Source organism: Saccharopolyspora sp. NPDC003752 (genome assembly GCF_053605825.1).
The window spans coordinates 1-16,294 of record NZ_JBSGJZ010000031.1; the positions used below are offsets into that span (position 1 = coordinate 1).

General features: G+C 70.7%; 17 protein-coding genes and 1 pseudogene. 10 read left to right on the forward strand and 8 right to left on the reverse strand.

The window, feature by feature from the left end:
* Window positions 1–291: 291 nt before the first annotated feature.
* Both ACWEV3_RS31350 and ACWEV3_RS31355 read left to right on the forward strand, forming a co-directional pair.
* A pseudogene (locus ACWEV3_RS31350) lies at window positions 292–428 on the forward strand (IS5/IS1182 family transposase); the annotation flags it as partial.
* A gap of 72 nt (window positions 429–500) precedes the next feature.
* Window positions 501–794, forward strand: a complete 294-nt coding sequence (locus tag ACWEV3_RS31355) for a hypothetical protein (protein WP_452617328.1) — start codon at window positions 501–503, stop codon at window positions 792–794.
* On the opposite strand, the gene ACWEV3_RS31360 is transcribed toward ACWEV3_RS31355, so the two are convergent.
* Complete coding sequence (locus ACWEV3_RS31360; RefSeq protein WP_452617329.1) at window positions 778–924, reverse strand: hypothetical protein; 147 nt, start codon at window positions 922–924, stop codon at window positions 778–780. The two genes, ACWEV3_RS31355 and ACWEV3_RS31360, sit on opposite strands and share 17 nt — an antisense overlap.
* 246 nt (window positions 925–1,170) lie before the next feature.
* Between ACWEV3_RS31360 and ACWEV3_RS31365 the strand changes: the two genes are divergently transcribed.
* On the forward strand, window positions 1,171–2,124 hold the full coding sequence (locus tag ACWEV3_RS31365) for an alcohol dehydrogenase catalytic domain-containing protein (protein WP_452617330.1): 954 nt from the start codon (window positions 1,171–1,173) through the stop codon (window positions 2,122–2,124).
* An 18-nt stretch (window positions 2,125–2,142) separates the two neighbouring features.
* Here the strand turns inward: ACWEV3_RS31365 and ACWEV3_RS31370 are convergent, their stop codons facing one another.
* The 4 genes from ACWEV3_RS31370 to ACWEV3_RS31385 form a co-directional block, all read right to left on the reverse strand.
* Window positions 2,143–2,589, reverse strand: coding sequence for a universal stress protein (locus ACWEV3_RS31370; protein WP_452617331.1), 447 nt, complete (start codon window positions 2,587–2,589; stop codon window positions 2,143–2,145).
* A 168-nt stretch (window positions 2,590–2,757) separates the two neighbouring features.
* Complete coding sequence (gene fdhF / locus ACWEV3_RS31375) at window positions 2,758–5,460, reverse strand: formate dehydrogenase subunit alpha (protein ID WP_452617332.1); 2,703 nt, start codon at window positions 5,458–5,460, stop codon at window positions 2,758–2,760.
* Complete coding sequence (locus ACWEV3_RS31380) at window positions 5,460–7,136, reverse strand: NADH-ubiquinone oxidoreductase-F iron-sulfur binding region domain-containing protein (protein WP_452617333.1); 1,677 nt, start codon at window positions 7,134–7,136, stop codon at window positions 5,460–5,462. The genes fdhF and ACWEV3_RS31380 overlap by 1 nt, the downstream gene beginning before the upstream one ends.
* A gap of 25 nt (window positions 7,137–7,161) precedes the next feature.
* A complete protein-coding gene (locus ACWEV3_RS31385; RefSeq protein ID WP_452617415.1) occupies window positions 7,162–7,491 on the reverse strand; it encodes a universal stress protein in 330 nt (109 codons plus the stop codon).
* A 149-nt stretch (window positions 7,492–7,640) separates the two neighbouring features.
* Here ACWEV3_RS31385 and ACWEV3_RS31390 point away from each other — a divergent pair, with 149 nt between their 5' ends.
* The 6 genes from ACWEV3_RS31390 to ACWEV3_RS31415 all read left to right on the forward strand — a co-directional run bounded on the left by ACWEV3_RS31390 (window position 7,641) and on the right by ACWEV3_RS31415 (window position 11,163).
* Entirely contained in the window at window positions 7,641–7,799 is a 159-nt protein-coding gene (locus ACWEV3_RS31390) for a hypothetical protein (RefSeq protein ID WP_452617334.1), read from the forward strand.
* Window positions 7,796–8,680 (forward strand): universal stress protein, encoded by an 885-nt coding sequence (locus tag ACWEV3_RS31395; RefSeq protein ID WP_452617335.1) that lies wholly within the window; start codon window positions 7,796–7,798, stop codon window positions 8,678–8,680. Before ACWEV3_RS31390 ends, ACWEV3_RS31395 begins: the two co-directional genes overlap by 4 nt.
* Window positions 8,681–8,702: 22 nt before the next feature.
* Window positions 8,703–8,951, forward strand: a complete 249-nt coding sequence (locus ACWEV3_RS31400; protein ID WP_397529563.1) for an SHOCT domain-containing protein — start codon at window positions 8,703–8,705, stop codon at window positions 8,949–8,951.
* A 59-nt stretch (window positions 8,952–9,010) separates the two neighbouring features.
* The gene (locus ACWEV3_RS31405; protein WP_452617336.1) at window positions 9,011–9,649 is read left to right on the forward strand and encodes a hypothetical protein; all 639 of its coding nucleotides are present in this window, start codon (window positions 9,011–9,013) and stop codon (window positions 9,647–9,649) included.
* 101 nt (window positions 9,650–9,750) lie between these two features.
* Window positions 9,751–10,257, forward strand: a complete 507-nt coding sequence (locus tag ACWEV3_RS31410; RefSeq protein WP_452617337.1) for a universal stress protein — start codon at window positions 9,751–9,753, stop codon at window positions 10,255–10,257.
* 18 nt (window positions 10,258–10,275) lie between these two features.
* Complete coding sequence (locus tag ACWEV3_RS31415) at window positions 10,276–11,163, forward strand: universal stress protein (RefSeq protein WP_452617338.1); 888 nt, start codon at window positions 10,276–10,278, stop codon at window positions 11,161–11,163.
* A 6-nt stretch (window positions 11,164–11,169) separates the two neighbouring features.
* Here the strand turns inward: ACWEV3_RS31415 and ACWEV3_RS31420 are convergent, their stop codons facing one another.
* The 3 genes from ACWEV3_RS31420 to ACWEV3_RS31430 form a co-directional block, all read right to left on the reverse strand.
* Complete coding sequence (locus tag ACWEV3_RS31420) at window positions 11,170–12,000, reverse strand: universal stress protein (RefSeq protein ID WP_452617339.1); 831 nt, start codon at window positions 11,998–12,000, stop codon at window positions 11,170–11,172.
* A gap of 119 nt (window positions 12,001–12,119) precedes the next feature.
* Window positions 12,120–12,308 (reverse strand): ubiquitin-like protein Pup, encoded by a 189-nt coding sequence (locus tag ACWEV3_RS31425; RefSeq protein WP_452617340.1) that lies wholly within the window; start codon window positions 12,306–12,308, stop codon window positions 12,120–12,122.
* A gap of 185 nt (window positions 12,309–12,493) precedes the next feature.
* Window positions 12,494–14,929 (reverse strand): glycoside hydrolase family 65 protein, encoded by a 2,436-nt coding sequence (locus ACWEV3_RS31430; protein WP_452617341.1) that lies wholly within the window; start codon window positions 14,927–14,929, stop codon window positions 12,494–12,496.
* A gap of 463 nt (window positions 14,930–15,392) precedes the next feature.
* Between ACWEV3_RS31430 and ppk2 the strand changes: the two genes are divergently transcribed.
* Window positions 15,393–16,214: a polyphosphate kinase 2 gene (gene ppk2 / locus ACWEV3_RS31435; RefSeq protein ID WP_452617342.1), complete on the forward strand. Its 822-nt coding sequence runs from the start codon at window positions 15,393–15,395 to the stop codon at window positions 16,212–16,214.
* The last annotated feature ends 80 nt before the right edge of the window (window positions 16,215–16,294 follow it).

The window sequence follows — 16,294 nt, forward strand, 5'->3', positions numbered from 1 at the left end:
CCTTCGTGTGGACCAAAACCGCTGACGAGATCCTCGCCAGCCTCGCCCACTACTGCACCAGAATCAATAAAACCATTAACGACTCAGAACACTAGGCACTGTCCGGCGGATCATGTGACTGTCGGACTGCTGGTTCGTTGTGCCCGGCATGGGGCAGGGTGATCTGACGAATGCCGAGTGGTCCGGTGGAGCCGCATTTGCCGGCGCCGGGACAGCGTGGCGGGCGGTGGAACGAGCACCGCGAGGTGATCAATGGAGTCTTGTTCCGGGTTCCGACGGGCATACCGCTGCAAACGCCGCAACGAGGTCGAGCGCACGATCAACCGGCTCAAGAACTCCCGGGCAGTCGCCACCCGCTACGACAGAGAGCTCATGTCTTCCACGGCACCGTCACCTCCGCCGCAATCCGGCTCTGGCTCCACCCATGAGATGCGCACTGCACCTGGTTGCGTCCAGAACTCCGCAGCCGCAGCAGCGTCGTCGCTTACAGTGCCGAAGGTATGACGGCACTTGCATCCTTCGCTTTCGTCCGCCACATCGACGGGCTCCGCTACTACTTCGAACGCGACGGCGAGCACTACGGCCGCCCGGCCTACCGCCGCACGGACGGGAACGTGTGGTGTGTCTGGTCGCCGACCGACGGCTGGCACTGCAAGATCGCTGACGGCCTCGTGACCGCCCATCCCCTCAACAGCCACACCGATGAGCCCGAACCCCCGGCCAACGTCTGGCGCAGCTTCAAGAATGGCCGCTCCTACCTCTACGACCTCAGGCCCTTCAACCCCGAAGCCTGATCCGCCGGACAGTGCCCAGGCCGAGCCGTCGCATCGCCTGGACGAGCCGGTCGGGACCGGGCGACGAGGTGAGCTCGACGGTGGCGAACTGCCCCAGCAACGCGCCTCGAAGACCGCGGTCGACCAACATTCGAGGTGTGATCTCCTCCGACCGGCCGGCAGCCGACCAAGAGACGTCATGAACTCGGTTCGTTCGCGTCTCCCGAATACTCGGCTCGGCGAGACTCATGCGCTTAGCCTCACTCTGAAGGGGCTGTCGAAGAAGGACATGCGTTCATCGTCCGCGAGGTCTACTACGACCTCCGCGTCGGCGGTCAGCAGCGACCGTGCACCTGGGAGGAGCGATGTCGCATTTCTTCCGCCCTAGTATCTCGTCATGCGCGCAGTCACGATCGTCGACGGCCGGTTCGAGCTTCGGGAGTGCCCGGAGCCCGTTCTCCGACCGGATCAGGTCCTCATCGGCATCCGCGGAGCCGGGCTCAACGCCGCAGACCTGCAGCAAGCACGCGGAGACTACCCGGCACCCGCCGGCTGGCCGGCCCACATCCCCGGCTTGGAAGTCTCCGGCGAAGTCCTCGAACTGGGTTCGGCGGTGCGCGACGTCCGCGTCGGAGACCGCGTGATGGCGCTGGTCGGTGGGGGTGGACACGCAGAACGCATCGCCGTTCCCGCAGATCTGCTCCTCCCGGTTCCGGGCAACATCCCATGGGAGCAGGCCGGCGGGTTCCCGGAAGCCTTCAGCACCGCGTGGGATGCGCTCGTCACCCAGGCCGGTATCGCGGCCGGAGACCGGGTTCTGGTCACCGGCGCCGCCGGCGGGATCGGCACGGCGATGGTGCAGATCGCTGCGGTCTCCGGCGCCGATGTGGTTGCGAGCGTGCGCCGCACCGAACTCCACGGCAAAGTCGCCGCGCTGCCGGCTGCGGGCGGTCGCCTCGACGTCGTCACGCCCGAAGGCGAAATCGACCACGGACCGTTCGACATCATCGTCGAACTGGTCGGTGGCGACAGCTGCCTGGACCGCGTCGGGTTGCTGCGGACCGGTGGGCGTTTGCTCGTCGTCGGCGTTCAGGGCGGAATGACCGCGCCCTTGAAGATGTTCGACCTCATGCTCAAACGCGCCCGCCTCATCGGAACGACCATCCGCGGGCGCAGCCCCGCGGAGAAGGCACTGCTGGCACACGGCATCCGCACCCATGTCGTCCCGCTCCTGGCACAGGAACGAATTCAGGTACCGATCGAGACGACCTGCGCCCTCCAGGCCTACGACGAGGCGTACGCCCGCCTGTCCGGACCCGGGAAATTCGGGAAAGTAGTCCTCATTCCCTGAACCGGCCGGTCTTGACCTTCACCGCGCCGGTACCCGGTGGTCGTCGCGCACGACGACCACCGGGCACGGTGCGTGGCTGACGCAGTACTGGCTGATCGAGCCGAGCAGGGCGTGGGTGAAGGTGCCTTGGCCACGCTGGCCCACTACGAGGAGGTCGGCTGTTTCGGCGGCGTCCAGCAGGGCCTTGGCCGGATGGCCGCGGGCGACGTGCGTGCTGATCCTGGCGAGGTCGGCTTCGTCGACGGTTTCGCGGACGATCTCGCGGAGCGCCTCGTTCGTGGCGCGGTCGAGCTGTTCGGCGGTTCGCATGGGCCAGTCGTAGAGCGCGGGCGCGTCCCAGACCATCACCGCGTTGATTCGTCCACCTGCACGACGTGCTTGGTGAACGGCCCACCGCAGGGCTTCTTTCGAGGATGGCGAGCCGTCGATGCCGACGACGATCGCGTAACTGCTCTGCTCGCTCACGGAAGCACTCCACAACGGACGGATGCGTCATCGGCCAGAGGGTCGCTCTGAACCACGTCAGCGCTCCCCGGCTTCCTCTCCGCGAGGCCACCGTGGCGGGAACCGCGGCTGCGCGGGAGGGCCGATCGGCCTCGAATCGGGCAGTTCGTTCGGAGACGCGTGGCGGGCTCACGGCTTTCCACCGGCTCGGTCGGAGTCGCGTTGCGCTGGCGCGATGCGCACCGCGGTGACCTTGTACTCGGGGCAGCCGGTGATCGCGTCGGTGTGCGGCGAGGTGAGGTCGTTGACGGTCGCGCCGGGGAAGTGGAAGGCGGCGAACGCCTGGCCCGGCGCGATGTCGCGGCTGGGGTGGGCGGTCAGGGTGGCTCGGCCCCAGCGGCTGGTCACGGTCACCTCGGCGCCTTCCCGCACGCCGAGGTGGGCGGCGTCGGCGGGATGGAGTTCGAGGGTCTCGGCGGGCCGGAGTTCGGTGTTGGGGGTGCGGCGGGTCATGGATCCGGTGTTGTAGTGCACCAGCCGCCGACCGGTGACCAGCAGGAAGGGGAACTCTGCGTCCGGTTGTTCGCCAGGTGGGAGGTAGGGGAGGGCGGCCAGTGCCGCTCGGCCGTCCGGAGTGGAGAACCTCTCTAGGTGGAGCACGGCTTCGCCGGGGTGGCCGGGTGCTCGGCAGGGCCAGTGCAGCGGCCCTTCGGCGTCGAGCCTGCGGTGCGAGATCCCGGCGAAGACCGGTGTGAGGGCGGCGCATTCGGCGAGCGCTTCGGCGGGTGTGCGGCACCCGAGGTCGGAGCCCAGCGCGCGGGCGAGGCGGTGCAGGATGCCGAAGTCGGTGTCCGCTCGTCCTGGTGGGATCAGGGCGGGGCGCACGCGTTGGAAGCGGCGGTCGAAGTTGACGAAGGTCCCATCCTTCTCCAGGAAGGACGCGGCGGGCAGGACGACGTCGGCGTGCTCGGCCGTGCGCGACAGGAAGAGGTCGTGGCAGACCACCAGGTCGCACGCCCGCAGGGCGTCGCGGACGTGGCCGCTGGTCGGGTCGCTCTGGGCAATGTCCTCGCCGATGACGTACAGCGCCCGCACGTCTCCGGCGATGGCGGCGTCGAACATCTGCGGGATGCGCAGGCCGGGCCGTCCGGGAACCGGGCGGCCCCAGGCGGCTGCGAAGCGGTCGCGGACTCCCGCGTCGCTGATGGGCTGGTAGCCGGGCAGGACGTCCGGCAGCGCGCCCATGTCGGATGCGCCTTGGACGTTGTTCTGGCCGCGTAGCGGGAGAATTCCGCAGCAGCCGGGTGTGCCGACCGAGCCGCGCAGGATGGCGAGGTTGGTCAGGGTGCGCACGCCGTCGGTGCCGTGAGCATGCTCGGTGATGCCGAGCCCGTAGATGATGATCGGGTGCTGCGATCGCCCGAAGAGCCGCGCTGCCGCGATCAGATCCGCCGGTGGCACCTCGGCGATACCGGCGACGGTGTCGGGTTCGCAGTCGCGGACCAGCGTCGCGAGCTCGTCGAACCCCGTCGTCCGCTGTTCGAGGAAGTCGTGGGCGACGAGGTCCTCGATGATCAGCTGGTGCGCGAGGCCGTTGAAGACGGCGACGTTGGAGCCCGGCCGGTTCTGCAGGTGGATGTCGGCGAGCGCGGCGAGTTCGGTGCGCCGGGGGTCGACGACGACGAGGCCGGCTCCGGCTAGGACTCGTTGCTTGATGCGGGCTCCGACGACCGGGTGGGCCTCGGTGGGGTTGGCGCCGGCGAGCAGGATGCAGTCCGCGTGGTCGAGGTCGTCGAGGGGGTTGGTGCCGCCGGCGAGGCCGAGGGAGGCGGTGAGCCCGGCGGCGGAGGGCGCGTGGCACAGGCGGGAGCAGTTGTCGATGTTGTTGGTGCCGATGGTGGTGCGGATGAACTTCTGGGCGAGGTAGTTCTCCTCGTTGGTGGCGCGGGCGGAGGAGATCATGGCGATCGCGTCCGGGCCGTGCCGGTCGCGGATGTCCGCGAGCCGTCGGGCGACCGTCGCGAGGGCTTCGGGCCAGGTCGATTCGACCAGTTGGCCGTCGCGTCGCAGCAGCGGTGTGGTGAGGCGGTCGTCGGCGCGGGCGAAGGAATGCGCGAAGCGGCCTTTGATGCAGGCGTGGCCGCGGTTGACCGGCGCGCCGTGCGTCGGGGTGATCGCGGCGATGGTGTCGTCGCGGACGTGGACGTCGAGGGTGCAGCCGACCCCGCAGTAGCCGCACGTGGTCGTGGTCGTCGCGGTGGTGGGCCGGAGGTCCAGCAGGCCGGGCTCGGACAACGCGCCGGTGGGACAGCTGTCGACGCATCCGCCGCATCCGACGCAGGGCGAGGAGACCCACGGCCCGCCATCACCCGGCGTGACGACGGTGTCGAAGCCGCGGCCGGTGAGTTCGAGGGCGAAGGTGCCCTGGACCTCGGCGCACATGGCCACGCACCGTCCGCAGGCGATGCACAGGTCGCGGTCGAGCTTGACGTAGGGGTGCGAACGATCGGTCCCGCGATCGTGCCCGGCGCCGGCGAAACCGCTGGTGGTGATGCCGAAATGCGCGCATGCCCGGACGAGCTCGCTGCGCTCGGCGGGAATGTCCAGCGCCCGTTCGGGAAGTTCGGAGACGATCAGCTCGACCGCCCCTCTGGCCGCCTGCCGAGCAGCGGGGTCGTCGAGGTCGACGTGCATGCCGTCCGTTGCGGGGGTGGTGCAGGCGGCGACGACCCGACCTGCCGCGCGAACCAGGCAGGCGCGGCAAGAACCGCGCGGGGACAACCGGTCGTCGTGGCAGAGCGCCGGAAGGTCTGTGCCACCGGCGCGGACGGCATCGAGAACCGTCGCGTCGTCCGCGACGTCCACCGCGGTGCGCCCGATGGTCACGCGCATCAGCGCTCTCCTGGCAGGAGCTCGTCGCGGTAGACGCGCAGCAGACTTCGCACCGCTCCCGGCACGCCCCGGCCGAAGGCGCACAGGCTGCCGGTCCTCATCACGTCGAGGAGTTCGTCCTGCTGTGAAAGGACTTGCTCCGACCCGGTCGGGAAGCGCGTCGCCAGCTCCACTCCGCGCTGCGTGCCGACGCGGCACGGGATGCAGGCGCCGCAGCTCTCGGCGGCGGCGAAGCTCCACACGTGCCGGAGCAGCTCCCGCGCGGTGATGCGGTCGTCGATGGCGACGAGGCTGCCGTGCCCGAGTGCCACCCCGGCGTCGGCGAGCGCTTCGGCGAGCAGCGGGATGTCCAGGTCGTCGGGCGAGAGGAAGCCGCCGAGCGGGCCTCCGACCTGCAGGGCCCGCAGCGCGTAGCCGGGTTTGAGGCCGCCGCCGAGGGTTTCGGCGATGTAGCGCAGCGGCACGCCGAACTCGACCTCGTAGACGCCGGGATGCCGGAACCGCTGGCTCAGGCACACGAGCTTGGTGCCGGTCTCGACCCGGTCGCCGAGCTGCGCGTAAGCGGCGCCGCCGTGCCGCAACACCCACGGCACCGCCGCGAGCGTTTCGACGTTGTTCACCGCGGTGGGCCGTCCGGCCAGGCCGTACTCGGTCGGGTACGGCGGCCGGGGCCGGACGCTGCCGCGAAATCCTTGCAAGGCATGCAGGAGCGCGGTTTCCTCCCCGGCGACGTAGGACCCCGCGCCTTCCACGACCTCGACGTCGAAGTCGAAGGACGAGCCGTGCACACCGGACCCGAGGTGCCCCGCGGCCCGCGCCTCCGCCACCGCGGCCCGCATTCTTCCCACCGCTGCGGGATATTCCGAACGCACGAAAACCACGCCCCGGTTCGCGCCGACGGCGAATCCGGCGAGGGCCAGTCCCTCCAGCACCCGGTGCGGGTCGCCCTCCATCAGCAGCCGGTCGCAGAACGAGCCGGGATCGCCTTCGTCACCGTTGGCCACCACGAACCTCGGCGCCGCGCCGCGCGCCGCCTCCCACTTCTGCGCCACCGGGAACTCGGCGCCGCCGCGGCCGCGCAGGCCGGCGACCGAGACCTCGGCGCGGACCGCGGCCGGTGACCCGTCCTCGACGACCTGCGGCCACACCTGCCAGGAGCCCTCGGCTCCGGTCAGCCCGGCGAGTGTCACGGCCCGGCGGCTGATGACCCGGTAGGGGATCGCCGGGGCGACCGGGTGGTCTGCGGTGAGCAGTCGATCGCCGAGCTCGGGACCGGTGATGGGCGTGTGCCCGTCGAGGGCGGCCGGTGCGGCGTAGCAGAAGCCCAGGCAGTACGCGCCGGCCAACGACACCGAACCATCGGCGCTGGCGCGTCCGGGTTCGACGCCGAGCGCCGCTTCGGCCAGCGGCACGGTGTGGTCGCCGGCCGAGACGAAGCACGAGGTCCCCACGCATACGCGGACGTGGCGGATGCCTTGTGCACCGGCGAAATCGGCGTAGTAGCCCGCTGCCCCGGCGAGCGCGGCCACCGGCCGCCGGACCTCCTCGGCGACGTCGTGCAGGTCGTTCGCGCCGATCCGCCCCCGCAGCGCCGCCACGGCGCGCAATCGCCCGAGGACTCCGGTCCCACCCCGCCCGAACCGCTGTTCCCATTCGACGAACGCGTCCCGCCGCACGAATGCCCCCTCGGTGATGGAGCCGTCAGTCCGGGACCACCGCGACCGGGCACGGTGGGTGGTGCAACACGCCCCTGGTCACGGAACCCACCAGCAGACCGGGAAATCCCCCGAGTCCACGGTGGCCGACCACCAGCAGCTGCGCATGCTCGCGCCCCCTCGCGATGCTCGGACCGCAACCCCGCTCACGTTGCCAACCGCGACCGCCGCGCTGATAGGGCCGATGGGCTCTATCGCCGCCGGCGAGGTGGGGTGGTCGTCCCGTGAGTGCGGGGATCGCGTGGGAGGCGCGGCCGGTGTCGGCGCAGGGCCCGAGGAACGCTACTTCCTGCGCAGCCCGGTGGAACCCGACGATGCATCCGCTTGGACCCGGGCGAACCCGAGGATCCCGTCATCCGCGAGCTCCGCGTCTGACGGCGGTGAACTCCAGTGACCATCTCCCCTTGCCGGACCGCGGCGGGCTGCGCGACGGTCGAGCCGGGTTAGGGCCTTCCGGAGTGGAACATGACCGTTCAGGCAAGCGCACTCGATCTCGCCAGCACTCCCGTGGTCGCCGTCCGGCCCGAGCTGGACGCGATGAGCGCGCTGCACGAGATCACCGCGGTGCCGCAGGTGCTGATGCGATTCGGGCTTCCCGCGGAACCGGAGGTCGGGCAACGATGACCGCGGCACAGGAAAGATCGGTCGTCGTGGGCATCGACGGGTCCGCGGCGGCGCTGGACGCCGTGCGCTGGGCAGCCGCCGAGGCCCACCGCCGAGGCACCTGGCTGCGGGTGGTCTTCGCGGACGTCCTCGCCCAGACGTACCTGCCGGACCTGCCGACGACACCGGTGCCCGAAACGTACGCGAGCGCCATGGCGAGGCAAGCCCAGCAATGGCTGCACCGGGCCAAGGGAGAAGCGACCGAAGCGGCCCCGGGGCTGGAGGTGGAGACCTTCGTGGTCGCCGGCGGCGCCATACCCGTGCTCGTAGCCGAGTCGCGGCACGCGCAGCTCGCCGTCGTCGGCAGCAGCGGACTCGGCGGCTTCGCCGAACTCCTCGTCGGGTCGGTCGCGATCGGCCTGTGCGCGCACGGCCACTCTTCGGTCGCAGTGGTGCGGCGGTCGCGCGTGGAAGCCCCCGACGCGCCCGTCGTCGTCGGCGTGGACGGCACACCAGCCGGGGAAACCGTGCTGAAGACGGCATTCGAGGAAGCCGCGATGCGCGGTGCCGCTCTCGAAGCCGTGCACGCCTGGCACGCCGCCGGCACCGAGCAAGCCTGGTACAGCTTCCACGCCGAGGGCCGCGCAGCAGCGGTCCAGCAGGAGGAGGAGCGCATCCTCGCGGAGCGCCTCGCGAGCTGGCACGAGGAGTATCCCCAGGTCGAAGTCCGGCGCATCGTGGCGAACGGCAAACCGGCCCGTGTCCTGCTCGAACACGCGCAGCACGCGCAGGTGGTGGTCGTGGGAGCACGCGGGCGCGGGGCGTTCACCGGCTTGGTGCTGGGCTCGACGAGCCAGCAGTTGGTGCAGCACGCGCCGTGCCCGCTCATCGTGGCGCGCTGAACGAGCAGAGGAGGCGAGCGTGATGCCTTACGGCTACGGCTGGGGCATGTGGGGCCTGACGATGATGACGGTGAGCATGGTCCTGTTCTGGGCGCTCGTCATCGCGGCGATCATCGCGCTGGTCCGCTACCTGCAGCGCACCGGGCAGGGCGACCGCGACACCGCCACGGCCGAAGAACTGCTGGCGGAGCGCTTCGCCCGCGGGGAGATCGACGAGGAGGAGTACCGGCGCCGGAGGACGGCGCTGGCCGAACGCAGACGCCGGACGTGACGGCCGGATCGGGTGCTCCGCTTTCTTCGACGCTTTCTTCGACGAGAGGAGGAGGGCCGATGAACGACAAGACGGACAGGACGCGGATCCAGCCCCCTGACACCGCTTCGGCGGAGTGGGAGGTCACGGAGCGCTCGGTGAACGTCGACGACTTCGCGGCCCGCTACGACGCGGGCGCGGTCGAGCACCTGGTCGTCGACGCGCCGCCGGAGGCGGCGTACCGCGCGCTGCGCCATCTCGACCTGCTCACCATCGGGTCGCGAACCGCGGACCTGGCCATGTGGGTGCGGGGACTGCCGGAGCGGCTCAAACGCCGCGTTCCGGCTCGGGTTCCGACCCGCCTGAGCTACGACGACCTGTGCGCGCGCGGCGACTGGGTGCTGCTCGGCGAACGGCCGGGCCAGGAAGTCGTCTTCGGTGCGGTGGGCAGGTTCTGGACGCCGATCGTGCGCATGGAGGAGGTGACCGCAGAGGAGTTCGCCGAGTACGGCAAGCCCGGCCGGGGAAAGATCGTGGCGTCGTTCTCGGTGCGCCCCTACGGCCGCCGCAGCAGCCTGGCCACCTACGACATCCGCGTCACGCTCGACGACCCGATCACGCGGCGGATCTTCACGCTGTACTGGCGGACGGTGTCGCCGTTCGTCAAGTCCATCATGCGGGCCACCCTGCGCGCCGCTGCCGAGCATGCGCGTCCGTGAGCGTTGTTCCCCGTGGAAACCGGGTGCGTGGTAACGGGAATGGGCTCTTGTCGAACCGAAGTGGACTCGCTCGTGCTGGGGCGGGAGACGAGGTGGGAACCGTGACCGGTCACGGGGTTCTCGTGGTGGGAGTGGACGGGTCGGATGCGAGCGCGCGGGCGCTGCGCTGGGCCCTCGCCGAGGGACGCCGGCGGTGCGTGCCGGTGCACGCGGTCATGGCCTGGACGCCGCATGCCGTGCTCGCCGGGCCGGGCCCGATGCTGATGAGCCCGGGGCTGGCTCCGCACCACGTGCGGGATCAGCACTGGGAGGACCTGAAGAGCGTGGTGCGCGGCTGCATGGGCGGAACCACGACGCCGGAAGTGCACGCCGAGCTCGTCGAGGGCGATGCCGCCGAGGTGCTGGCCGAACGGTCCGCCCACGCCGCGATGCTGGTGCTGGGCGATCGTGGTCGTGGGTGGATCGCCGACGCGATCCTGGGCAGCACGGCGCTGCGGTGCATCCACCAGGCCCGATGCCCGGTGCTGGTCGTCCCCGAGGGAATGCCGGAGCAGACCGGGGAAGACGCGCAGTCCGGCGTGGTCTCCTTCGATCCCGCGCTCGATTAGGCCGAAGGGGGAGAACGGATGACCGAGACCAGTCGCAAGGCGGTGGTGGCGGGGTTCGACCTGACGGAGTCCTCCCGCCGGGCTGTGTGGTGGGCAGCGCGCGAGGCATCCAGCCGACGTCGGCCGCTGCTGCTCGTGCACGTGCTCACGTGGCCGTTCGAGGAGCACACGTCGATCAAGGTGCCGGGCGAAGGTGACGTGCTGGAGCCGCTGCAGAAGATCCTGCGGCACGAACTCGCGCAACTGGTCACCGGCTGCCAGGAGATCGACGCGGAACTGGAAGTGCACAGCAGCATGCCGTTCGGGGATCCGGCCGAGGTGCTGGCGGACATGGCGGGGGAGGCCGAGGTGCTGGTGCTCGGCGGGCCGCGCATCGAGGTGGAGCTCGGGGTGCTGGGCTCGATGTCGGCGGAACTGCTGACCCGGCGCACCGGGGCTCCCGTCGTCGTGGTCCGCGGTGACCGGGAGCAGCCCGGCACGGGACCGGTCGTCGTCGGCGTCGACGGCTCCGCGGCCAGCCGCCTGGCCATCGATTTCGCCTACGACTTCGCCTCCCGCCACGGCGGCGAACTCGTCGCGGTGCACGCCTGGAGCGATCTGCCGCTGGACCCCTTCGCCCGCGTCCAGCAGTGGGAGCTGCCCTGGAGCGAGGTGCGCGAGGTAGCCGAGGAAGTGCTCGCCGCTTCCCTGGCGGGACGGGGCGAACGGCATCCAGATGTCGGCGTCCGGCGGGTGGTGACGCCGGAAAAGCCCGCCGAGGCCTTGATGGGCGAGGCCCAGGAGGCGAGCCTGCTGGTCGTGGGCAGTCATGGGCGGGGGCGCATCCGGCGCAGCCTGCTCGGCTCGGTGAGCCACGCGGTCGTCAACCGAGCGCACTGCCCGGTCGCGGTCCTGCGCGCCGGATGACGCCGCTCACGACGCCCCGCCTCCGCCCCGGACGACGGCGACCGGGCAGGAGGCGTGGTGCAGCACGCCGGCGGCGACCGATCCCAGCAGCAGTCCGGTGAATCCGCCGCGCCCCCGGTGCCCGACGACGAGCAGCCGGGCATCTTCGGCCGCGGCGGCGAGCTCGGCCACCGGGTGCCCCCGCTGGGCCACCTTGCGAACGGGCACGTCCGGATAGGACTCGGTCCACCCGGCGAGTTGCTCGGCCACTCCGCGCAGCGCTTCGTCGCGCAGGTCGGCCAGTTCGTACTCCATGCGAGGCACGACCGGCGCGTACTCGATGTCCTGCCACACCTGCACGGCCACCAGCTCGGATCCGTACCGGGAGGCGGCGTCGAACCCGTACCGCAGGGCGGCGCCGCCGTGCGGGGAGTTGTCCACGCCGACGACCACCGCGCCGCTGTCCCGGTGGTCCCGGACCACGACGACCGGACATTGCGCGTGGGCGGCGACTTTGGCGCTGACCGAGCCCAGCAGGGTCGCGGCCAGCGTGCTCCGCCCGCGTGAACCGACCACGACCAGCTCGGCCGCGTCCGAGAGCTGCAGCAGGACGTCCGCGGGTTCGCCGGGCTCGACGCCCGAGGAGACCGCCAGCCCCGGATGCCGGTCCGCGGTCCGCTCCGCCACGGGCCCGACGATCTCCCATGCCTCGTCGTCCCGCGACGGATCACCGGAAACCATCACGAGGTGCACGAGCTCGGCGTGCCTCAGGTCGGCTTCTCCGGCGGCCCACGCGGCGGCCGTCAGCGACGATTCGGAGCCGTCCACCCCGACGACCACCCGCCCACTCGATGCCATGCCAGACCTCCCCGCCGTCCGACCCACGAGTACCCCGGATCAGCGTCGACGTCGCGACCGCTTTCCGGCAGGCCCGCACCCTGCGCAGGCCGGCCGGAGGCCCTTCGATCGTTAGTGGCTCATTCGCCGCCCTTCTGGATGTAGGAGCGAACGAACTCGGCGGCGTTCTCCTCCAGGACGTCGTCGATCTCCTCCAGGAGGGAATCGGTCGAATCGTCGAGCTCGTCACGCCTGTCCGCACCGCTGGTTCGCGGTTCTGGCAGCTCTTCGTCGTGATGGGTGTGTCGGCGAGCCTTCTCCTGGCGCATTCCGCACCTCCTGCGGTCGATGCGTGCCCCAACGCCCGGTTGCTGCCGGCGTCAAGCGGTCGCGAGTCGCGCCCGTCCGACAAGCGTCGCGAAGCACGATCGCGGTCGCTAGAGACCCTCGTCCCGATCCACTCCGACGGTTTCCGCGGATGGGTCCGGACCGGAGCCAGCCTCGCGACGAGGTGTCAGGGCGGGGAGTGGGCCGCGGGATCGTCTCCTCGGAGCGAGTTCTCCAGCGAGAACCGGGCGGTTTCCCCGGGGCCGAGGTGGACGGTGCGGGCACCGCAGGTGCAGGTGACCGGGAGGCGGAGGCGCCCGGGCCAGGTACGCACGGTGGCGGTGCGGCCGGTCACCTCGATGGTGAGCGGCTGGCCCCAGTAGCGGATGATCAGCTCCAGCGGCCCCAGCTCGGCCGGCCACAGCGGGTTGAGGTGCAGTTCGCCGTCGCGGACCTCGATGCCGGCGAAGCAGCGTTGCAGGAGATCGATGCTGCCCGCCATGGCGGCCAGGTGGATGCCTTCGGCGGTGGTGCCGTGCTGGGTGTCGTGGATGTCGCTGGCCAGCACGCGGTCGAAGAACTCCAGCGCGCGGTGCCGGCGGCTGCGGGCGAGGACCCAGGCGTGGACGACGGCGCTGAGGGTCGATCCGTGGCTGGTGCGCTTCAGGTAGTACTCGATGTTGTCGGGAATGCTGGGCATGGGGTAGCCCAGCCTGCCGAGGATCTCCCCGAGTTCTTCGGCCGGCAGCAGGTAGAACAGCATCAGCACGTCGGCCTGCTTGGACGCCTGGTAGCGGTTCGGGTCGTCGTCCTCGGCCTCCAGGATGCGGTCGAGGCGCTGGATGTCGCCGTAGCGCTGCCGGTAGGCGTCCCAGTCGAGTTCGGCGAGCCGGTCGTAACCGTCGAACTGGCTGATGATCCCGTTCCCGTGGAAGGGCACGAACATGCGTTGCGCGATGCGCTTCCAGCGGTCGATCTCGTGGTGCCGGATGTCGAGCTGGTCGGTCAGTTCGTGCCGCCGCCGGTCGGGCAGCTCGCGGAGGACGTGCACGGCGGTGCGGCACAGCCAAGCGGTCATGACGTTGGTGTAGGCGTTGTCGTCGATTCCCGGCCGCTCCCGCCCGGGGTATGCGGTGTGGTACTCGTCCGGGCCGACGACGCCGCGGATGACGTAGCGGTCCCGGCCGCGGTCGTACCGGGTGAGCGAGGCGAAGAAGCGGGCGATCTCCAGGATCATCTCGGCGCCGAAGTCGCGGAGGAACTCCTCGTCCCCGCTGGCCTGGTGGTAGTGCCACACGTTGTGGGCGATGGCGAGCCCGATGTGCCGCTGCAGGTGCGTGTGGTCGGGCAGCCAGCGGTTCGAACGGGGGTTGAGGTGCAGGCGCTGGGTTTCCTCGCGGCCGTTGCTGCCGCTCTGCCAGGGGAACATCGCGCCCGCGAATCCGGCGTCGCGAGCGGCTTTGCGGGCGCGGTCCAGCCTGCGGTAGCGGTAGCGCAGCAGCGCCCGGCTCAACTGCGGCATGCGCAGGTCGAGGGTGGGCTGGACGAACAGCTCGTCCCAGAAGACGTGGCCGCGGTAGGCCTCCCCGTGCAGCCCGCGGGCCGGTAGTCCGGCGTCGAGATCGGTGGTGTTCGGCGAAACCGTCTGCAGCAGGTGGAACAGGTGCAGGTGCACGGCCTGCTGCGCGGCGTCGCTCATGGACAGTCCACTGTGGAACTCGCCGTTCAGGCGAGCCCAGGCCGTGCTGTGCGATCGGCGCAGCTCGTCGAAGCCGGCGGCGTCGCGCACCTGGTCCACGGCCTCGGACACCGGCTCGGTGGCGGCGAAATCCCGCGAGGTGTGCAGCGAGACGACCTTCTCCACCCGCACCTCGACGCCCTGTTCGACGTCGAGGGTGACATCGTGGGCGATCATCTCGCCGCGCTGCAGGAGCGAGCGTGCGTCGAGGAGATCGCCGCCGACGTGCACCCGGGTCCGTTGGGCCACGGCGACGTGGATGTCCGACTGGGACGTCCGCGCGTGCAGCACCACGATGTCCGGGGCGACTTCGGCGGTCCGGTGGTCGACGAGGTGCCGGCCGCCGAGCGCGCGATAGCGGGCGACCCCGCTGTTGGTCACGTCCCCGTCGATCCCGCAGCGCAACGTTAACGCCCCCGACCAGTCCTCGGCGACGAGCGTGGTCGCGAGGCCGGCGAGGTGGGGCGAGGCCAGATGCACGAAGCGGTGCTGGACGATCCTGGTGGTGCGAGCCCGTCCATCGCGGAAACACAGCCGCCGGACCAGGAGGCCGCGTTCGAGGTCCAGCTCCTGCTCGTGGTCCAGCACCTCGACCTGCGCGAGGTCGAACCACGGGCCGTCATCGGTGCGGAAGGTCAGCAGCAGCCAGTTCGGCATGTTGACCAGGGACTCGTTCTCCACTTCGCGCCCGGCGACGGTCGTGGTGAGGCGGTTGTAGCAGCCCGCGACGTAGGTGCCGGGGTAGTGCACCCCGTCGGCGTGGGATTCCGGTGCCGCTCCGCGCGTGGCGAAGTACCCGTTCCCCAACGTGCACAACGCCTCTCGGCGGCCTTCGTCCTCCGGGACGAAGTCGTGGAAGCCGAACTGCCACGCGGGCGTGGTCATGGCGCGCCAGGTTCCGCCGTCGGCACGTGGGGCCAGCGGCGCCCGAACAGGCGTGCGCCGTGGGGCGGATCGATCCTCGTGGCAGCCATGGTGACCTTGCGTTCGCTCGCGATGTGTTCGTGGGATACCCGAACTGCCGGGAGATCCACCGGCGGGGTCGCAACGCGGGCACGATCCCGGCGGCAGGTGAAAGGCGAGCGGTGTCCACGGTCCGTCGCGCGATCGGCGCGGACCAAGGCCGACCGACTCCGTTCCGGCCGGCCCCGTCGCGGGTACCCGGGCGGCGTTGGGCGGGAAACCCGTGGTGCGGGGAGTGCCGTCACGACGCAGGCGGCGGAGCTTCCCCCGGGCCTGGGCGGAAGCGGCTTCCGCAGGTGGTGATCCGGCTCCGTGACGTGACCGTTGTGGACGATCGAACCGGCGTTTCCGCGCGCCGCGCGTGTGCGGGCTGGAGGTGATCGGGATGACCGGTGGCGAGAGCGAGGCCGGCGGAGCGGGGAAGCGGCTGCCGCGGCCCGTCTACGAGCGCGAGCTCTTCCGGTTGCAGAGCGAGTTGGTGAAGCTGCAGGAGTGGGTCCGCGTCGAGGGCGCCCGGCTCGTGGTGGTCTTCGAGGGGCGTGACGCGGCCGGGAAGGGCAGCACGATCAAGCGGGTGGCCGAGTACCTCAACCCGCGGGTCGCGCGGATCGTGGCGCTTCCGGCGCCGTCGGAGCGGGAGCGCTCGCAGTGGTACTTCCAGCGTTACGTCGAGCGCCTGCCGGCGGCGGGGGAGATCGTGCTGTTCGACCGCAGTTGGTACAACCGCGCGGGCGTCGAACGCGTGATGGGGTTCTGCACGGAGGAGGCGTGCCGCCTGTTCCTGCGGCAGTGCCCGGTGCTGGAGAACTTGCTCGTCGAGGACGGCCTGCTGCTGCGGAAGTACTGGTTCTCGATCAGCCAGGCCGAGCAGGAACGGCGGTTGCGCAAGCGCATGGACGATCCGATGCGCCGGTGGAAGCTGTCGCCCATCGACCTGGAATCGGTGTCCCGCTGGGACGAGTACTCGAAGGCCAGGGACGAGATGCTCGCGGCGACCGACACGCCGGCCGCGCCGTGGTACCTGGTGGAGAGCGAGGACAAGCGGCGGGGCCGCATCAACATGATCGCGCACCTGCTTTCCAGCATCCCGTACCGCGAGATGCCACGCCCTCGGGTGGACCTGCCGGCTCGACCGCGGCCCGGCGACTACGAGCGGCCGCCCAAGGAGAACTACACCTACGTACCCGACCACGCCGCCGCGCTCTGATGCGTCGGACGCCCCGGCGGCCGGTTCGGTAGATGTTCGGGGAAATGATCGATCCACACAGGACGATCGCTCATGGTTCG